An 18,525-nucleotide genomic window follows, 5' to 3' on the forward strand; every position below is an offset into this window, starting at 1 on the left:
CGTCAAGATTTTTGCATATTAATACATATTAACGAATTTTAATTCAAATTACCAATCAATTTAATAGCAGCTTGCTATCATTTTCTCTTATGAAGGGTACTAGTTCCTCTGGAATTACTAAGTATTACTTAGTCGAAGCTTGCAACAGCTCATCGATATGGAATAAAGAAATGTAGGTTAATCCCGCCTCTTCGAGATTCTTCCTGCCCAGCGGCTCTCGTTCAATAACCGACATAACCGACTTGATCTCAGCCCCATATTTCCTCAGATCATCCGTGCTGATAAGAATTTGTCCTCCTGTTGTAACCACATCTTCAATAATACAGACCTTTTTCCCTGCTATGTCTACTCCTTCAGCAAGCTTACAGGTGCCATATTTCTTTGCTTCTTTCCTTACAAATGCGGCAGGAATGCCTGTTTTCAGCGAAAGAGCTGTTGCAATCGGAATGCCGCCCATTTCGAGCCCCGCCAATACTTCGGTATCGCTGGGTACAAAAGGAGCCAGTTTCTCTGCAATTTCAGCCAATAGCTTAGGATTGGACTCAAATAAGTATTTATCAAAATAGTGATTCGAAGTTTGACCTGAACGCAGCTTAAACTCTCCCTCTAAATAGGCTGCTTCATAGATTGCTTTCGCCAATTGTTCTCTCATCATTTCTAAAACACTCCTTCGCGTTTTTAAGTATAAAAAAAAACACTAAAGCAGCAATCGCTTTAGTGTTTCATATAAGAATGGAAATATAAAAATGATAATCGAGGTCTTTCCCGAAGCGCCTCTATCATCGTCTTCATACTCCCACCCCTTCCAGTCATTCCTATTATTGTAAAGGTGAATTCACCATTTTACAACTAATTTTTCATAGATGGCGAAAAGAGCTATAAACAAGCAATGACTCTAGACACCTGCAGATCGTTTTTCTTTTCCTCTAATGTAAACCATGCGATTCCTTTCAATACCTGCTCATCAGCAGAGAGCTCAGGGTCTACTCCAAGCTGTGCCTCTTCCTTCGCATCAACGGTAACAAGGTAGCAATAATCCGGCCCTAATGAATATTCCGCTTCAAATAATAGTCTTTCCGCTTTGCCATTTAGACAGACTTCTTCCTTAACCTCACGAATAACTGCTTCCTCATTCGTTTCCCCAGCTTCTACGCCACCGCCGGGCAATGTCCAGAAGCTCCGATTCTCGAGGGGATGATCTTGAAAGACCATCAGAATTTTCTCATTACGAATAATTGCCGCACAAACCCTCGGCCTTAGCTCCATTTTAGTTTTCCTCCGTTATTTCCATTGTTCAACTAGATGTCTAATTTCTATTAAGTCCTTCACCTTCGCGTCATACTCAAATGACTCCGTATAATAGTTGTCTTCCTTCCATATTCCCTTCATGCCTGTCGCTTTGCTCGCAGTGATGTCATTGACTGGATGGTCTCCAACATAAACACATGCCTCTGTCGCCACATTCAGTTTTTCCGCAGCTCGCAGGAATATAGCGGGATCAGGCTTGCGGAGGCCCTCCCGCTCCGAAATAAGAATTTCATCAAAATAATGAGCGATTTGGAGTGCCTGAATATTGCTCGCTTGAAAGTCGCCGAATCCGTTCGTAATCATCGCCAGCTTATAGCCTTTCTCCTTAAGGCTATCGAGCAGTTCAATCATATTAGGAAATGAAACCGCATGATTTGAGAAACCTATCTTATAGTCGTCTAACAGCTCATTCCAGTCCAGCCTAAGCTCAAACTCTCGTATGAGCTCTTGATATACTTTGTCCTTCCAAACATAGCCACGACTGTCTAATGCTATGAACCTTTTAATATAACTCTCTTTATCCACCTCGACGTTCGGTCTAATCAATCTCTCGAATTGCTCCTCTACGAACTTCAATAAGGAACGATCACGATCCAGCAGCGTACCGTCTAAATCAAAAATAACGGCTTGAATCATGACTTAACGCTCTTCACTGCTTTTTTGACACCGCCAAACAGCTGAACCGTTATTTCTGGTACAGATCCGGTATCGGTATAAGTTATCTTTCCGTCCATTCCATTCAAGAAAAACAGCAGTTCTCCCTCTAATGCGGAATAAGGACATAGCTCAAATTTAAACCACGTATTTTGGGTGAGATAAAACTTCTCTTGCTCTTGTGAAATGATTAATGGCGAGCCTGTCTCCCCTTCCACATCATAGCTGCCAACGAGATTGTTATACTGATTAATTTCCAGCTTGATTGGCGTATGCGATATCGGAAGCTGCACTTCCTCGCCCAAAACAAGCCGCGCCAGCTGCTGACTAATCGGTCCTACCTGCGTCGTTATTAGATTGGATAAAACGATTACCGTTACATCTTCTTTTTTATAATGCCTCATTTCGGTTAAGAAACCATTAATGCCCCCGCCATGGCCGATAACTTTCCTGAGGCTGCCCATAATTTCTTCCTCATATATAAATAATCCGTAGCCATATGTATCTTTGAAAGGTGTCGTCATGCTCGCATAAGCCTTCTCGCTGATCTGCCTATGTGAATGCAGCGCCAGTCCCCAAATATAAAGGTCCTCAACGGTCGAATACATGCCTCCAGCGCCGGATGGAATGGTCATTTCAAGGAACTCTGCATTCACTACTTCACCCCAAACCTCGTAGCCGGATGCACGGTTTTTCAATATTTTCTTAGCATGATCATAACCGGTATTTATCATTCCGAGCGGCTTCAATATGGCATGGTAGATATAGTCCTCGTATGTGCGTCCAGATATTTTCTCGATAATTGCTGTAAGAAGCACATAACCTGAATTGCTGTAATCAAACTTCTCCCCCGTTTCAAACAACAAGGGCTTGTCTGCAAATCTGGCAATGAGGTCGTCTGTAGAAGAAACAAGCCTCATCTTTGGTACAAAATCCTCTAGGCCTGTGTAGTTCGGAATTCCTGATGTATGTGTTAGCAAGTGATGAATCGTAATTTTATCGCCATTTGGGTAGCTGGGGAGGTACTCGGAGATCGGGTCTTCTACGTTCAAAAGCTTCAGTTCATGCATCATAACGATTGCTGCTGCCGTAAATTGTTTGGTAATCGAGCCAATACGGAATTTCGTCTGCGGGTCATTCGGAACATCAAGCTCAAAGCTTGCCATCCCATAGCCCTTGTTTAAGATGATTCGTCCCTCGGATGCAACCAATACACAACCGTTAAGATAACCTAGCTTAGCTAGACAATTGCAATGATTGTCTAGTTTTTGTTGCAATTGATCGGTAGATGTTACGTGTTCTGTATTCATCAGATCATCTCCCTTTAGAAAGAAGTCTATTCTATTAGCTAATAAACATGAATAATCAGCCACCTCAATAATACCGTACACACGTTCGTAATGTAAACATTTCCCTTGTTGATATCTTTTTATACAATAAGTAAACGCAGCCCTATATTTCGACTGTACTGGTGCTTGAATGGTTTCAAAACATGTAACGAACTCAGGAGACGTTATTTCGAACAAATGACCGTTTTCTAAATTCTAACGAACTCTAGTAACGCTATTCAGCAAAATGGCCTCAAAATATGCAGCCACAAGGTTAAATAGCGCCAGTGGGATTCGTTACATACCAAAATGAGTCTAATTTGATTATATAGCGACTCTGGAGTTCGTTAGCGATCAGTCAGAGCTCCAATCTTCCGCTTTCAAGCCTTCGCCGTTATACGAAATTAATGGCGAAATTTCAATATCACGACCTTGCAGCTGCTCTTCAGACACACCAACGGTGCGCAGCCAGCTTCGATGAAGCGACTGAACGAGCTTGCGTGCACTAAGCGGACTGTCTTCACCCGATTTATTTTTGACTGGAGCGAATTCCTCTTCACGGGTCCCCTGCACAACAGTCACTTCATCGGCCAATGGAAAAAAATCAAAAATAAAGCGTTCGAGCTTATAGGCGTTTGGCTCCGTAGGTGTGATGATGCTTCCTTCGGCGTCCATGTATTTCATCTTTTTGGAGGCAACATGGAAAGGAATATCCGTATCTGCATGCTCTTCTATGAAGTTCAGCTTAAATAAATGGATAGATATATGCCCTAAGCTATAAAACAATCGTCCGTCATTCGTTCTTTTATCCTTGATGAATGACGGAATTTCGTTATACTCGAGCACGGCCGGACGATCATTTTTCAAACATAAAACCCCGATTTTCTCGTCAACATCCGTTTTTTCGATAACCTTTGTTGCAACCATCTGATTGCGTGACGCAGCTAGTCCAATAAAAGCAGGGTCTGCGACCTTTATAAGCGCATTGTCTACATTATAATAAAACAGCCACTCTAAACCTCTTTGTTTCATATCAGCAATAGCTCCTGTGCGTTTTAGCGACGCGAAACATTCGCCATTGCCGCTTGGGGCCAGCATAAGTGTTCCGTCCTCCGATAACAGCAGCTTACCGTCATGATCGAGCGCAGGCATCGTATTTTGCTGGAAGAAGAAACAGTCCTTTGATGGATAACCAAAGTATTGCAAGGAATGAAAAAATGCCTTCGTTGCTTCATGATTATCGGGGCTAGTCATGATATACCATGGGATAGACTTGCCGGCTTTTCTCGATAAATACAGCAGCCGTTCTGCTTGAAGCTGAAATAAAGATTTATGGGATGGAAGTCCAATATCCAGCGTACCCTTAGGCCCATCATGGTCAAGCCTGCTGCCCTGCCCGCCAGCAACAACGATAACTCCAGCTTTTCCAGCTCGCAGCAGCTCCCAGCCCTTTTCGGTATATGCCGCTTTTTCTCCCTGATCAAAATCTTCCCAATCTTCAAAAGGTATCGAAGATATCGTATCGTTGTTCAGCTTCTTAGTTTCGCTGCGGCCAGCTAAAGCTTTGGCTATCCGCTCAAAATCAATTTCTAAAATTTGCGCAGCCAGCTTGTTTTTATCCTGCTCCGGCAGGTTTGCAAGCATCTCCAGAACATGCTGCTGCTCATACATACGAAGCTTGGCTTCCGCTAATCTTATAGGTAGCTGATCCAAGTGTTTTCTCCTCCTTTATTACACTTCAGTACGAAAGCTTTCAATAAATTGCTGCGCGCGCTTGGGCAAATAATGATCCTTCAGCCACAGAATGCCGACGCCCGACTGAAAGTCCGCATCCTCAATGTTGAGCATTTTGACGACGGTGCTTGGAAAAGAAGACATAACCGATTTCGGAAATACGGTTGCCCCAATGCCGCAAGCGATAAGGGACATAATAATGGCGACGCTAGAGCATTCGCATATAATATTAGGAACGAAGCCGTGCCGTTTGCACTCGTTCACGACCTGCTCATGCATGCGAGTCGTTCGATCCGTCTTCAAGGTGAGAAACGGAAACTGGGCAAGCTCCTTCATACACAGTGCTTCTTTTCCTGCATATTCCGTCCATGAGCTTGGAATAACGGCGACAAACGGATCTGATGGCAGCGGCATAATGGAGTATTGCTGCGGATGCTTCTGTGCCTCAAACGGCAGCCGAGCGATAACTAAATCTATGGCCCTCTTCTCCAGCTGTTCACCTAGATAGAAGTGATCGCCCTCCGATATTTTAAACGTAACTTGAGGATATTTTTCTCTGAACAGCTCAATATTTTTGGGCAATAAGGAAATGCAGGAAACAACGGACCCGATCGACAGGACTCCGCGAACCCCCTCCTCCATCCCCTTTACCTCTCTGAGGGATTCATCAAATTGCAAGAGCAGCGACTCCGCCTTCTTCTTGAGCAGCTCTCCTGAATCGGTCAAAATCAACCCTTTGCCGTTTCGCTCAAACAGCTTGACGCCAAGCTCCTCTTCCATTTGCTTCAATTGCCTGCTAAGAGGCGGCTGTTCCATATTAAGCAGCTTTGCAGCGCGCGTAACCTGTCCCTCTTGTGCTATAGTTAAGAAGTATTTAAGCTGCCGCATGTCCAATTCGATCACTCCGTCCGTTCATACCCTAAAGGTATGGACATTCAATAAAATAGATATTTTAAATATATCGCATGAAGTGATAGCATTCAATTAACGATCAATAAAGGGAGATGGGCCATTTGCTACAATCATTGGAAATCGAGTTAACCAAAAACAAGAAACAACAACCAGAAGTGGACCAGCTTGGGTTCGGCAATCATTTTACGGACCATATGTTTATTATGGATTATTCGACGGACAACGGCTGGCACAAGCCGCGTATTCTGCCTTACCAACCGATCGTATTAGACCCTGCAGCTAAAGTGTTTCATTATGGACAAACGATCTTTGAAGGCTTGAAAGCGTATAAAACCGACGATGGTCGCGTACTGCTGTTCAGACCTCAAAAAAACATACAACGAATGAATCGCTCTAACGAGCGTCTCAGCGTGCCTGAGCTCGATATCGATTCAACCATTGAAGCTTTAAAGCAGCTTATTTCAGTTGATAAGGACTGGATTCCAACTGCACCTAGCACGTCGCTTTATATTCGTCCTTTCGTCATAGCTACTCAACCTCAGCTTGGTGTAGCACCGTCTACAGAGTATAAATTCATCATCATTATGTCGCCGGTAGGCGCTTACTACACAGAAGGCGTAAACCCGGTAAAAATCTTCGTTGAGTCCGAATATGTTCGTTCCGTTAAGGGCGGCGTTGGCGAAGCGAAGACTGCTGGCAACTATGCTGCTGGTCTGAAAGCGCAGGAGCTTGCTAAAGAGAAAGGCTATTCTCAGGTGCTATGGCTCGATGGCGTACATCGCAAATATATTGAAGAAGTCGGCAGCATGAACGTTTTCTTCAAAATCAACGGCGTTGTTCATACGCCTGCACTAAACGGCAGTATTCTCGATGGGGTGACTCGCAATTCCATCATTCATATGCTCCGTCATTGGAATATTGAAGTTGTCGAGCGTCCGATTACGATCGAAGAGCTGTATGAGGCTGGCCGCAGCGGCGCATTAGAGGAAGCTTTCGGAACAGGTACAGCTGCTGTTATTTCTCCTATTGGAGGACTGAACTGGCAGGATGATGTTCTCGTCATCAATGGAGGCCAGACAGGCCAAATCTCCAAGAAGCTTTACGATACGCTAACGGGCATTCAAATGGGCAAAATTGCAGATCCATTTGACTGGATGGTAGAGGCTACTCCTGTTAACGTCTAGCTTATTTTAATAAAAGGCTGCCGAATCCATTGATTGGCAGCTTTTTTCACTATATTAGTTGCCTGGGTTGCCATCTGTTCCGCCGAATGCAAAGTGGTAGCCATCCGGGTCCTCGATGACGAACTCTTTCCATGGTCCTCCATCTGCATAAATGATTGGCTCCACGGAAATGATAACATTTTTACTGCGGAACTCCTCGTACAGCGCATCCAATTGTGCCCATGTTTCTGTGTAAACCTGTACATCCACGGCATAACCACCGCCAGCTGGACGCTGGTTCGGCCTTACATCCGAAGGGTCGGCCGCTTGAAATAGCTTAAGTGCAACGCCATGCAAGCCGCCGCGCTCTGCCCACCAATCGGTTACATTAAAACCAAGTGAATCGCGATAAAAGCTTTGAGACTTTGCTAAATCGGATACCATTAATACGGTAAGAGAGCTAAGTTGATTAGGCATTTTCGCTTCTACTCCTTTGATAGCATCATAATCCATATTTTTATTCGCTTATTTGTTTATATTTCCTTTTTTCCTTGAAGAAAATGATGCTGAAGCTTCTAGTCCAATATTTCTATCTCCTCTTGCTTGCTCTCTTCTTATGAGTTCTTCTTTCGAGCATATGTGCGATAACTTGCTCATCTACTTTTCTTGTAGGTTCAACATCTGAAAATTTATTATTAAAAAAATCCTTGATAAAATCATCTATTGATAAATGATGAAAAAGAATCTCTTTCTGATTTATCAGTTCATTAGAAATAGCTCATTAAACCAATACTTTTGCAAGTACAAAATCTGTATCTTATAAAGCCAATTCTATTTTCCTTTCAACTGATTTTTTTTTTTGTAATTTCGCCTTCAATATGAGATAAATAAGCCACTTTAACATCAGCATTTATTTGAATTGAATCATGATTATTTTCAAAGATTTCTCGGAGCAAGCGTTTCCATAGATTCTATATTTTGACAGGTTGAATACCTGGTAAATATACCACATCATATAGTTGGGCGTTTGTCAAATTGACAATGTGTCCGAATACGATGCGGTTAAGCCGTGGGCGCACCGAATCGAAAAATAAGGAGGATTTTCATTTATGCAAAAACGATTTAGCAGCATGCTCGCGTTCCTCTGTTGCTTAGTAATGATGGCGTCGCTAATGCCTACCAGCTATGCCGCCGACACTGACAACATCGAGAACGCAGAAGCGAATGAAACGCCGACCGCCATTTTCGGAACTCCCGAACTCGGGTCAGACGACCCACTGTGGGCCCTGACAATGGAGCATCAAATCAACAAAAGCACTGTGCCCGGCGACTCCAGACCCCATGCCACAGGCACAGCCAAAATCCTTTGGGACCACAACTACCTGTATGCACGCGTAGTTGTGGAGGACAGCAATCTATATCAGGGAGCCGGTGGAGATCACCAGTACGACAGCCTGGAGTTTTATGTCGGCACCGGAACCGGAGGCTCAAACCAATGGCGAGTCAGCGCGACGGGCGTGTTTTCAGGGCAGGCCGCTCCGGGAAGAGCTGCGTGGACCCAGATCACGGAAAAAGGATATATCGTGGAGATGAGAATACCCAAAAGAACCTTGACCTTGGAGGAGGGCATGCTTACCTTTGAGGTTTATATCAATAACTCGACGGAAAAGGGCGGTGACCGCTATGAAGTCGTTTCCTGTTTCGGAGTTCCTGACGCGGCTTATTCCAGCGATGTTTCATTTATAGACAGCCTGCAGCTCTCTTCAGCCAATGAAGTGGACACCAGATTCTCAATCACCGCCACGGCGGGATCGGGCGGTGAAATAACGCCGAATCCACCCGGTGATGTTCTGAGACTAGATAATGGCTCAAATAAAGAATTTACGTTTACCCCCAATCACGGCAAAATTGTGGATACCGTAACGGTAGACGGCGAGGCCGTGACTCTATTCGCTGGCACTTATACCTTTTTAAATGTTAACGCTGACCATACAATTCATGTGACATTCAAAAACGATCCGGACGCGAAGATGCTTCCCTTTATCGTATGGAATGACAACTTCGCCCGTGGCGAGTACACAACGGCTGTCATCATTGACTTAGGCGAGGGGAAGGCAGCGTTAGGCTCCCAGCTTAATCCGAGCTTGTTTACCGTCTCGGCTAGGAACACAACCCTGAACGGTGACTCGGTGACCTTTGAAGGGACGCGCAAAATCACAAGGGTATACGCCAATGACGAACCGAAGGTGCGCGGCTATCTGGGGACGGTAAGCAATTCACCGGATTATCAGGCCGGACTGGCAAGCGGCCGTTACATCGTAGTTGAGTCTGACTTTTATTCAGCGAGCGGCGGCAATATAACGCTGGATGGCAGCAGTAACTCGACAAAGCAGGTTTACAACATCGTCCAAAACAGCGAGATTGTATTGACAGAAGGGAGTCCGCTTCGCAACGTGGTTTTTGAACAGGAAAAAGTTATGAATCCGATCCTTGACAAGTTTACAACACCCACGGGCAATTCGGTCAATCGCGCTCTCTACCTTCACAAGGATGAAAGCGGTAACATTATGCAAGGATTGCCTCTATATGTCTATACCCACGGCATGTCACGCGGCGGCACAAACGCAGCAACTGACCAAAAAGCGGCTATGAAATCCGCCAACGGCTCGGTCGCTCTAATGAAGAAAATGGAAGAAAATCCCGAAAAATACGCCAGCCATATATTAAATATTTCCTATAATGGCACGTCTACTCCCTCCACAGGCAATGTTAAGAAGGTTATAGACGATCTGGTTGCTAGCGGCGCAGCAGACCCTAATCGTATTTACGCGGCGGGCTTCTCATGGGGCGGCCAGTATACGAACAACTTAGTTAACGCCTACCCCGGCTTCTTCGCGGCCGCCGCACCTATGTCTCCGGTAAGCGGCTCACCGAACGCGAACGCCAACGCCGCTCACACCGAACTGGCCTATTGGATGTTTATAAATGCTAATAACGTTGGAGTATACCAGACTAACCTCAATAACTTCATAAACACCAATATGCCGAAAATGATCAACGCGAGGGCTTCGCGCTTTGAGAGCAATGAGGCTCTTACGTGGCCCTACAATCAATTTGATCAGCCGAATCAGAGGCCGAATCCGGCCAACACCCCTGTCCTGGCTGATTATGTAGCGCACGAGGTTGAAGCTGCGGTTCTTTACAACCAGATAACTATGGGGACTTGGAGCATAGCTCCAACGGCGCAGTCCTCTAACTTGTCGGCTTGGGACAATGACTACAAAGACGTCTTTGATTGGATGTTCGCGCAGAGAAAAACGGACGTGCCCAGTGCTCCGGGCGGCTTCAAGGCGACGGCGGGTGACGGACAGGTCACATTGAGCTGGACTGCTCCGGCTGACGACGGTGGCAGCGCGATATTGGGTTACAAGGTCTGGTACGGCAACGTGACGCCAGTCACACTGGGTGCGGCGGAGACCAAATATACCTTCATGGGCCTGACAAACGACCAAGGCTACACCTTCAAGGTCGTTGCGGTAAGTGCGAAGGGCGACGGCGCGGAGATCAGTGCAACGGCTACGCCGACGAAGACGACGACTCCCATTGTGCCCGATCCTTCTGGTGGCAACAGCGGCAATACGGGCACCGGGACAGACGCTGGATTGTCGAAGTCGAACTACACAGTGAATACTCCTAAGGATAAGCCCGCGGTCACAGACAAAAACGGCAACACCACCCTACCCGGCGGCGGCGAGATTGCGACCAAGGGTGGGACGAAGATTAAGGTACCCGAAGGCACAACTATAGACTCAAACGGTAAGGTGACTATTCCGGCGGACAAGAGCGCCGAAGTGGCACTACCCGGCGGCAACAGCACAGTGACCATTCCGGGCGGCTCGACGATAGCGGGCGATGGTACGGTCACAGTGGGCGGCGGAGACGCGCATGTGAACCTGCCGAACGGCAACCAAGTGGATATCCACGGCGGCTCGAAGATACAGAGCGGCGGCGCGGTTGTGGTAGGACCGGGCGGCGCGAGTGTCGGCTTAGACAACGGCATGTCGTTGAACATCCATGAGGGTACGGAGCTTGTGTTCGATGACGACACCCCGCTGGGCTTCCTCGTGATGTCGGGCAATCCTTTCAGGGATGTCAACATGGACGACTGGTTCTACAGCTACGTAAACTTCGCCTACACATACGGTCTTTTCAACGGCACGACGTCCACGACTTTCTCACCGGGCAGCTCAATGACGCGCGCAATGTTCGTGCAGGTACTGGCCAATCTTGAGAACGTAAACCGCTCCGGATACACGAGTTCCCGCTTTAGCGACGTGACGGACGGGCAGTGGTACACGGCGGCAGTCGAGTGGGCGGCCGAAAGCGGCATAGTCAACGGTATAAACGCAGACCTGTTTGACCCCAATTCACCGATGACACGCGAGCAGATGCTGGTGATACTGTACAACTACATGAAGTACAAGGGCTATGAGATACCTGAAAGCCAATCTAAGTCCTTCGCGGACGAGAGTGAGATCAGCTCATGGGCGTTGGAAGCAGTTCAGGCGCTGCGGGGCATCGGCATTGTATTAGGCAAGCCGGACAACCTCTTTGACCCCAAAGCCACCGCCACCCGCGCCGAAGTAGCCACTATCTTTGTAAGGTTGGTCGAATATTTGGCTAAGTAAAATCGTAAACAGAAAAATGCGGACCCTTCCGGCTGGACAATATCCAACCGGAAGGGTCTCATTCTATTTTACAAAGAAAATCTCCGGTCTGATGCTGCTAAACACACGACAGTAGCATAGGGCTTTGGTCTATGCCTGCTTCATTATCACTTGGGTGCCGCTATCGATGCACGCGCTATCAATGACCTTATTTCATTTTCTTCAATCCCGATATATCCTTACCACACACTCCACATGCGCTGTCAGAGGAAACATATCGTCGCGGGATATGCTCGAGTAATAAATCGATTAGACTGCTTAAAAATAGAAACAGCGGTAGCCTTGGACTCAGATATTAAGTCCAAAACTGCCGCTGTTTATTGAACTAACGTTCTCCGTTAGCTCAATCCCGAAATCCCTCGGACGCTGAGGGGCGATAGCCCCAATGCTTGAATATGGTGGTATCTGGATACGCCATCTAGGAAACACTAACATTTTTTTTGCTTAATTTCTTAAATACCGAGTATTCCTTATCGGACTTAATAAAATTTAATATTTTTTCGGCACATTCTTTTGGGTTCATATCTTCAGTATTTACTTCGAGGTCATATTCATCAAAGCAATATACTTTGCTAAACTGTGAAGCTGCCAGTCCAATTTTTCTATCTCCTCTTGCTTGCTCTCTTCTTATGAGTTCTTCTTTCGAGCATATTACACCTATAAATAACGTAGACTGATCGAGAAATTGATCAAGAAACTCATTAAACCTCTTGTCATTGTCGATTACGGTATCTACTATTACATTAAAACCCAGTTCTGATAACAATTTAATTGTCGAATGGTACACTGAGAATATGGAATCATCAAGTAATTGTGAGACAACTTGATGATCTATTTCTCTTGGAGGTTCATCTGGAAATTTATTATTAATAAAATCATTGTAATTATTAAAAAAATCATCAATTGATAAATGATAAAAAGGAATCTCTTTCTGGTTTATCAGTTCAGTCGATATCGAGGTTTTTCCAGAACTTGAAGTTCCATTTAGATAAACTAATATCCCTTGCTTCAATTTAATCATCCCTTCAAAAAATAATCTTTTCGTATTTTTCAGATAACGTTATATTCACAGTTTATAAAATTATTCAACTCAGGGAATATTCTAGAAACGATTGAATTATCCTGCCCGTAAGCTTAATAAAAACAAGGAGCAGCTACCGTAGTATCTGCTTCTTGTACTGTTCAACTAATGTTCCCTGTTAGTTCAAGCGTATTGGAGAACCCACTCTTTTATCTGAGAGGCAACTTCGGTTACATCAGTATCCGTTGTATCAATAGTAGGCATAGGTGGGTTATAGACCTCATCAGCAATTTCAAGCAATCGTTTTGCAAAGTTTTTGTGGTTTTGAATCTCTTCCTCTGACCAATTTCTTTCACGAAGACGTTTCTCGCGAGTTTCTTCATCACAATGTAGGTTTAGGTAATATACATGCTTAAAAAATGGATAGTCCGCACATTTTTCAATATCCCAAGGCATCATTGTTCCGCATATTATAGTCATGCGCCCACTTTGAGCGATATTTCGTGCAACCCTAAGCCAAATATTTCGCATTTTCTCCCAATCATGCCCAATAAATTCAACAAGACTATCAGGGTCAAAAATATCAAAATCAGGCATCAATCTCCGTAGTTCCTTAATGACATATGTTTTCCCTGACCCACTTGCACCTGTTACGATAAATAAAGGCAATTTATTTTCCATTAGTTGTACCCCCTCCCATTTACTTATATTTCATAATTATAGCATCTCACAAATGTCATAGAAGGTAGTAAACAATTATAACTAAACTGCCAGTTAGCATAATGAAGCAGCCGATCATTGTGATCGGCTACTTCCGTTTTTTTATTGAACTATCGTACCCGGTAGCTTAACGTCTCCGCGTTTATGTGCAAGCCAAGAATTTCAATCACCTCGCTTGTCCCAGCCCGAGTTTGAAATGACTTACGATCGTGGCAACAATATGTATGAAATGGAAGTGTGGATTCCTGTCGTTAAGAAGTCTGCATCTTGCGGACTAACCCCATAGCTTATGCAAGAAGGCGACCCTATCTTGGTCGGCTTTCGAGCTTCCAAGGATAATTTCCGTCGGGCCTATATGGTCAAAATTAGCCGGTACAGCATTCAGGCTGAAAGACAGTAAAGGAGGGAGGTCGAAGTCGGGGAACAAAGACGAACGCTCCGCTTCTTCAGCAACAGTCGTCGATACGGACAACGCGAACATGAGCGACGCTAACGTGAACGGTAGTGCGGTCATCCGAAGCAATAAGAGAGCAACATTTCAAAACGGCTCCTATGTTACAACTATAGAGAAACAGAGAATAAGGAGCTGAGTACTGATGAGCAAATTGACAGGAAAAATAGCGTTAGTAACGGGGGCCAGCCGGGGGATCGGGCGCAGCGTCGCGTTACGTCTGGCGCAGGAGGGCGCTTTTGTCGCCGTACATTACGGTCAACGCCGCCATGAAGCAGAAGCGGTCGTGCAACAAATCGCCCAAAACGGAGGAAACGCCTGTGCGATTGGCGCCAATTTGAGCACGCCTGACGGCATTCGCGAGTTGATCGCGGCGCTGGACGAAGCAATTCGAGAGCACGGGGACGGCGGCGGATTCGATATTTTGGTCAACAACGCGGGAATCGGGCAAATTCTTACTTTCGAAGAAGCGACGGAAGCTACTTTTGACGAAGTGATGACGATTAACGTCAAAGCGCCGTTTTTTGTAATGCAGCAAGCTTTGCCGCGGTTGAAGGACGGCGGGCGCATCATCAACATTTCTTCCTTCGTGACACGGGTAGCTTCCCCGGGTGTCTTCACCTACAGCATGACAAAAGGAGCGATCAATACCTTTACACTGCTGCTGGCCAAGCAGTTGGGGAGCAGAAATATTACGGTCAACTCCATCCAACCCGGCATCATCAACACCGAGATGAATGAAGGAACTTTGAGTCATCCAGACGGACAAAAATATGCGGCAGGCCTTTCCGTTTTCAACCGTTGGGGAGAACCCGGAGACGTTGCGGATATCGCCGCCTTCCTCGCTTCTCCGGACAGCCGCTGGGTAACCGGTCAGTTGATCGACGCAAGCGGCGGTTCGCATCTTTAATAGCCAGGCAAGCCTATCTAGCAACAACATATATGTTATATAAAAGTATGGATATTAAAACATGGAAAGCAACACGAGTGCATATCGCACTACGTGTTGTTTTCTTCGTTTGCATTGGACTATTCCGGTTGATCGTATTGTTAGGTCACTTTCCACAACAAAATTTTTAGCCGTCATTTATGGTATGGTTCACCGTGTATGTTCTTCAACTATCCTGCCCGTTAGTTGAGAAAACACCAGCCGGTCATTGGCCGGCTTCCGTCCTATCAGGATTGAGTTATCGTTCATCCGTATGGCTGAGTGACTCGACTTCCAGTAAACGTAGTGGGATTTGTTCAGAATTTCTATTTAGTTCCTAACAAATGGGGGGATTTTATGGGGCCGCATACTAAGTACCGACCCGATCAGTAAACACTTCATCAAAATTCCTATTCAGCAAATCTTCCTTTGTAATATAAAAATAAAGTAATCCTGATAAATCCCATTGCATTCCTATTTCATCATTGGTATCTGCCTGAAATAACAACTCAGTATCAGCATCTTGAAAGTCATACTGTAATCCATTTATATAGCCAAAAAAGCGAAATCCAATATCATGATTACACATCTCATAATATGAAGAGCAGAAGTTCTCGTAGAGGACATACGCTTCCTCGTCGTTATCAAATAAACATTTTCCATTAATAAGTGAGTTAACCGGAATCATGTTTTCAAATTTTAAATTCATTAAACAACTCGAAAATGAAATGATATCGGGATCTGCCTGAATTCGTTTCAGATCGGATAAATCAGATGTGTAAAGAACCACGTTTTGATCTTTTGGAAAGGCGTCATATAAAAATTCATCAGAGAAAAGCACATCATCATCACAAGGATAAAAAAAATGAAGAATCCCAGTGGCAGGGTAATTCTGATCTATCGAAGACATAGGAAATTCCTCTAAATTTATTTGTGCTATAAAACTCATTGGATGCCCTTCCCAGTCCGGCCACGTAAAACCTCTTGGAATATCAGGGTTCCCTCCAATCTTACTTTTTCCGATAGGAATTTCATCTTCTGGTGCTATAGTCGGTTCTAGGAAGAAACCAGGCTTCACTAACTGATTGTATTTCTCCCAATGCCTTTCCAAACCTGCGTTCAAAAATAATTGTTTGATTACCTCCAATGACGGCTCCGGCTGCATCATTCGCATATCCTCCATAACAAATAAGGCTTTACAGGAATCCCCACGACTGGCCAGGTACTTCTTTAACCATACTTTGCACTCTGTCGTAAAGTACACTTCTCTCTGCTTCGAACCCTTGCCATTAACGATTGCTGAGCAGTTCTCCCAATTAAGGTCCTCGATATTGATCTTCTCCACCTCCCCAACCCGGCAGCCGGTACAGTAAAGAAACTCAAGCAGCGCTCTTTCCCTGAGTGACTGACAAGAGATCTTCAAGTGTATAACGCCCTCCTCAATCAAAAACTTAGGAATGCGCTTATCTAATTTTGGTTCTCTCAATTTTAGAGAGGGATTTGAAGTCAGATACGTCTCTTCATACGCGTAACGGAAAAGAGAAGAACAAACCGAATTCGATGGCCTAGGCTGCTTGGCTTCAACCGATCTGCTTGTTTTGCCAAGTACTCCTTAAGCATTGTTAACGTTACCTCCGTTATATCGAGGCCACCTAGCTCCAGTATTAACATTTTGTGCTGAAGGGCGTATGCCTTTAATGTTTTTGGACTGAACCCTTGAATACGTTTGTCAGCTTCATACAACCTCCACAACTCATTTAAGTTCATAACAAAACCTCCCTTTAGAAGCTATTAAATCTAGTTTGCTTCTAAGGAGAGGTTTTAATCTGCCTACAGTATTGAACTAGCGTGTCCCGTTAGCGTAGTGCTCTAGCTCCACAAACCAATCCCATCCAATCCCTAAGTGATCTGGAGAATGGGCATCTGACCCGTATATACACGAAACCCCATGGTGCCTACATTTAATCAGGAACCATTCAGGCACATACGCTTTCCCACATGTATCTACCCTTAATCCTGCCGTGTTCACATCAAGTCCAACATTCATTCTAAGGAGGAGCGAAATAATTTTCTCCTCTTCATCTATTTCAGGCAAGTCGGTTTTAAATTTTTCAATTAGATTAATATGTCCAATTCTTTTCCGTATAGAGAATTGGGAGATCCACTCAATTGCTTCTTCAATATAGTTGTAGTACTCATCAACAACCTTCTCCATCGTTCCGTAATGCTTTAATATATATTCTTTAAAATAATCTGGTCGGTAATCAATTAATCTCATTCCACCCATACCAGGTATATAGTGCACAGAATAAATAATGTCTTCTAAATCCTGATCAAAGTCATCTATTATTCTTTCAGTGAAATCAAGTTTACCTGGTAAGTAATCTAGCTCTAAACCAACAGCAACATCTATCTTTCCATTGTATTCTTGCTTATAATGCTTGGCATGTTCGATGTACAGAGAAAGCTCACTGTAAGGCATTGCTGGCCTTTTATATAACGAAGCATCATCGATCCAGTTCAATGGTAAAGGCGCATGTTCACTGAGCGTGTAACGCTCAAATCCTAAATTAATCGCTCGTTCTAAATATTTTTCTTGTGAAGTGCCACTGCCATGATGACAGTATGGGGTATGGGTATGACCGTCCATTTCAAATGAAGGTTCCTTCTTATACAAATTGACTGACGGCTTGACTCTTGTAGAGATATCTAATTGTCTAAAGCCATGTTTATCCTCCCAATAAATAACACTTCATTCCTCTATTACAAGACCCTTCTCTTTACACCATTCCATAACTAATTCCTTCACCTTTTTTTCTTTGAATTCATACCATTGTCTTTCGACGTCATGTTCAATGATTCCATCTTTAAATCTTCTAAATGCTCCTCTTCCTTGAATAGCTCCAAACAATTTTTCTCGAACCTCTGCTTTGTCTAATGTCTCAATAAATTCTTCTATTAGTTCATACTCATGGAACTCGTTTCTTAATGTGAAATCGAGGTAAACCTCGTCTTCATCCTCTATAATTTTTATGGCTTGTTCAATGTTCTCTCGTTCCCAATCCGGATAATTGTCAAGCAGCTCTTCATCTTCTGCCGCTCTCATCTCTTCTCTCGATAATGTTATTACTTCTCCTGTCTGGATGTTTATGTATGTTAGGGTCTCATCCATTTGAATTTCAATTTCAGTAATTAGATCATCTAATTTTACTGTTGCTTTTCTCTCCATTTCACATCTGTCCTTCCATTGAGATTCCTTCTACAAAACAGTCTATTCAAATTACCAAAATAAATCATAGAGGAGCTGCTTTTAAACACGTAACTCGTCCTCAACTATCATCAGACTTTGCAAATTAAATCCGCAGCAACAGCAGCAGACTAGGACGCGAAATAAAGATCTAGACTGCCATTGCTATGGCTACGACTTTTCAACTATCGTGTCCCGTTAGCATTCCTGTAGAGCGTTAAATTTCCGCTTTGCATAAGAACGAGCGCCTCGGTACGATGGAAGTACGCAACGGGTCATAGCCCTAAAAATTCCATCATCCAGGAGGACGCTCTACTATGAAGTTTAAATCG

At 44.4% G+C, this 18,525-nt stretch carries 16 protein-coding genes; 3 read left to right on the plus strand and 13 right to left on the minus strand.

The features are described 5' to 3' along the window. Positions 1 to 124: 124 nt before the first annotated feature. From pyrE to AB4Z45_RS21805, 6 genes are all read right to left on the minus strand, one after another. Positions 125 to 655 carry an orotate phosphoribosyltransferase gene (gene pyrE, locus AB4Z45_RS21780; RefSeq protein ID WP_441911504.1) on the minus strand — a complete coding sequence of 177 codons (531 nt, stop codon included), beginning with the start codon at positions 653 to 655 and terminating at the stop codon, positions 125 to 127. Positions 656 to 876: 221 nt separating this feature from the next. After that, positions 877 to 1,266 (minus strand): NUDIX domain-containing protein, encoded by a 390-nt coding sequence (locus AB4Z45_RS21785; protein WP_076267284.1) that lies wholly within the window; start codon positions 1,264 to 1,266, stop codon positions 877 to 879. Between the two features lie 15 nt (positions 1,267 to 1,281). Further along, positions 1,282 to 1,944 (minus strand): HAD family hydrolase, encoded by a 663-nt coding sequence (locus AB4Z45_RS21790; protein ID WP_441911506.1) that lies wholly within the window; start codon positions 1,942 to 1,944, stop codon positions 1,282 to 1,284. After that, positions 1,941 to 3,272 carry a serine hydrolase domain-containing protein gene (locus AB4Z45_RS21795; protein ID WP_441911507.1) on the minus strand — a complete coding sequence of 444 codons (1,332 nt, stop codon included), beginning with the start codon at positions 3,270 to 3,272 and terminating at the stop codon, positions 1,941 to 1,943. The genes AB4Z45_RS21790 and AB4Z45_RS21795 overlap by 4 nt, the downstream gene beginning before the upstream one ends. Before the next feature lie 372 nt (positions 3,273 to 3,644). Further along, positions 3,645 to 5,003 carry a UTP--glucose-1-phosphate uridylyltransferase gene (locus AB4Z45_RS21800; RefSeq protein ID WP_441911509.1) on the minus strand — a complete coding sequence of 453 codons (1,359 nt, stop codon included), beginning with the start codon at positions 5,001 to 5,003 and terminating at the stop codon, positions 3,645 to 3,647. Between the two features lie 18 nt (positions 5,004 to 5,021). Next, positions 5,022 to 5,918, minus strand: coding sequence for a LysR family transcriptional regulator (locus AB4Z45_RS21805; RefSeq protein WP_441911510.1), 897 nt, complete (start codon positions 5,916 to 5,918; stop codon positions 5,022 to 5,024). A gap of 119 nt (positions 5,919 to 6,037) precedes the next feature. On the opposite strand from AB4Z45_RS21805, the gene AB4Z45_RS21810 reads away from it, so the two are divergent. Beyond that, positions 6,038 to 7,120, plus strand: coding sequence for a branched-chain amino acid aminotransferase (locus AB4Z45_RS21810; RefSeq protein ID WP_441911511.1), 1,083 nt, complete (start codon positions 6,038 to 6,040; stop codon positions 7,118 to 7,120). A 54-nt stretch (positions 7,121 to 7,174) separates the two neighbouring features. Here the strand turns inward: AB4Z45_RS21810 and AB4Z45_RS21815 are convergent, their stop codons facing one another. Continuing rightward, positions 7,175 to 7,576 carry a VOC family protein gene (locus tag AB4Z45_RS21815; RefSeq protein ID WP_441911512.1) on the minus strand — a complete coding sequence of 134 codons (402 nt, stop codon included), beginning with the start codon at positions 7,574 to 7,576 and terminating at the stop codon, positions 7,175 to 7,177. A gap of 632 nt (positions 7,577 to 8,208) precedes the next feature. Here AB4Z45_RS21815 and AB4Z45_RS21820 point away from each other — a divergent pair. Continuing rightward, positions 8,209 to 11,787 (plus strand): S-layer homology domain-containing protein, encoded by a 3,579-nt coding sequence (locus tag AB4Z45_RS21820; RefSeq protein ID WP_441911514.1) that lies wholly within the window; start codon positions 8,209 to 8,211, stop codon positions 11,785 to 11,787. Positions 11,788 to 12,244: 457 nt separating this feature from the next. Here AB4Z45_RS21820 and AB4Z45_RS21825 read toward each other — a convergent pair whose 3' ends face one another. Both AB4Z45_RS21825 and AB4Z45_RS21830 read right to left on the minus strand, forming a co-directional pair. Next, a complete protein-coding gene (locus AB4Z45_RS21825; RefSeq protein ID WP_441911515.1) occupies positions 12,245 to 12,838 on the minus strand; it encodes a chloramphenicol phosphotransferase CPT family protein in 594 nt (197 codons plus the stop codon). A gap of 192 nt (positions 12,839 to 13,030) precedes the next feature. Then, positions 13,031 to 13,528, minus strand: a complete 498-nt coding sequence (locus AB4Z45_RS21830; protein WP_441911517.1) for an AAA family ATPase — start codon at positions 13,526 to 13,528, stop codon at positions 13,031 to 13,033. Positions 13,529 to 14,163: 635 nt separating this feature from the next. Between AB4Z45_RS21830 and AB4Z45_RS21835 the strand changes: the two genes are divergently transcribed. Then, entirely contained in the window at positions 14,164 to 14,928 is a 765-nt protein-coding gene (locus AB4Z45_RS21835; RefSeq protein WP_441911519.1) for an SDR family oxidoreductase, read from the plus strand. 388 nt (positions 14,929 to 15,316) lie between these two features. Here the strand turns inward: AB4Z45_RS21835 and AB4Z45_RS21840 are convergent, their stop codons facing one another. The 4 genes from AB4Z45_RS21840 to AB4Z45_RS21855 all read right to left on the minus strand — a co-directional run bounded on the left by AB4Z45_RS21840 (position 15,317) and on the right by AB4Z45_RS21855 (position 18,175). After that, the gene (locus AB4Z45_RS21840; protein WP_441911520.1) at positions 15,317 to 16,432 is read right to left on the minus strand and encodes a DUF1963 domain-containing protein; all 1,116 of its coding nucleotides are present in this window, start codon (positions 16,430 to 16,432) and stop codon (positions 15,317 to 15,319) included. 20 nt (positions 16,433 to 16,452) lie between these two features. Beyond that, a complete protein-coding gene (locus AB4Z45_RS21845) occupies positions 16,453 to 16,713 on the minus strand; it encodes an integrase (protein ID WP_441911521.1) in 261 nt (86 codons plus the stop codon). A 76-nt stretch (positions 16,714 to 16,789) separates the two neighbouring features. After that, entirely contained in the window at positions 16,790 to 17,596 is an 807-nt protein-coding gene (hisJ, locus tag AB4Z45_RS21850) for a histidinol-phosphatase HisJ (protein WP_441911523.1), read from the minus strand. 102 nt (positions 17,597 to 17,698) lie between these two features. Next, positions 17,699 to 18,175 (minus strand): UPF0158 family protein, encoded by a 477-nt coding sequence (locus tag AB4Z45_RS21855; RefSeq protein ID WP_441880892.1) that lies wholly within the window; start codon positions 18,173 to 18,175, stop codon positions 17,699 to 17,701. Between the last annotated feature and the right edge of the window lie 350 nt (positions 18,176 to 18,525).

The organism is Paenibacillus sp. MCAF9, assembly GCF_052114265.1.
In the GTDB taxonomy this organism is placed as follows: Bacteria; Bacillota; Bacilli; order Paenibacillales; family Paenibacillaceae; genus Pristimantibacillus.

Excerpts from the sequence above, each read along its gene's own strand:
- pyrE (WP_441911504.1), bottom strand. The coding sequence starts at position 655 with ATGATGAGAGAACAATTGGCGAAAGCAATCTATGAAGCAGCCTATTTA.
- AB4Z45_RS21785 (WP_076267284.1), bottom strand. The coding sequence starts at position 1,266 with ATGGAGCTAAGGCCGAGGGTTTGTGCGGCAATTATTCGTAATGAGAAA.
- AB4Z45_RS21790 (WP_441911506.1), bottom strand. The coding sequence starts at position 1,944 with ATGATTCAAGCCGTTATTTTTGATTTAGACGGTACGCTGCTGGATCGT.
- AB4Z45_RS21795 (WP_441911507.1), bottom strand. The coding sequence starts at position 3,272 with ATGAATACAGAACACGTAACATCTACCGATCAATTGCAACAAAAACTA.
- AB4Z45_RS21815 (WP_441911512.1), bottom strand. The coding sequence starts at position 7,576 with ATGCCTAATCAACTTAGCTCTCTTACCGTATTAATGGTATCCGATTTA.
- AB4Z45_RS21820 (WP_441911514.1), top strand. The coding sequence starts at position 8,209 with ATGCAAAAACGATTTAGCAGCATGCTCGCGTTCCTCTGTTGCTTAGTA.
- AB4Z45_RS21830 (WP_441911517.1), bottom strand. The coding sequence starts at position 13,528 with ATGGAAAATAAATTGCCTTTATTTATCGTAACAGGTGCAAGTGGGTCA.
- AB4Z45_RS21835 (WP_441911519.1), top strand. The coding sequence starts at position 14,164 with ATGAGCAAATTGACAGGAAAAATAGCGTTAGTAACGGGGGCCAGCCGG.
- AB4Z45_RS21845 (WP_441911521.1), bottom strand. The coding sequence starts at position 16,713 with ATGAACTTAAATGAGTTGTGGAGGTTGTATGAAGCTGACAAACGTATT.
- hisJ (WP_441911523.1), bottom strand. The coding sequence starts at position 17,596 with ATGGACGGTCATACCCATACCCCATACTGTCATCATGGCAGTGGCACT.
- AB4Z45_RS21855 (WP_441880892.1), bottom strand. The coding sequence starts at position 18,175 with ATGGAGAGAAAAGCAACAGTAAAATTAGATGATCTAATTACTGAAATT.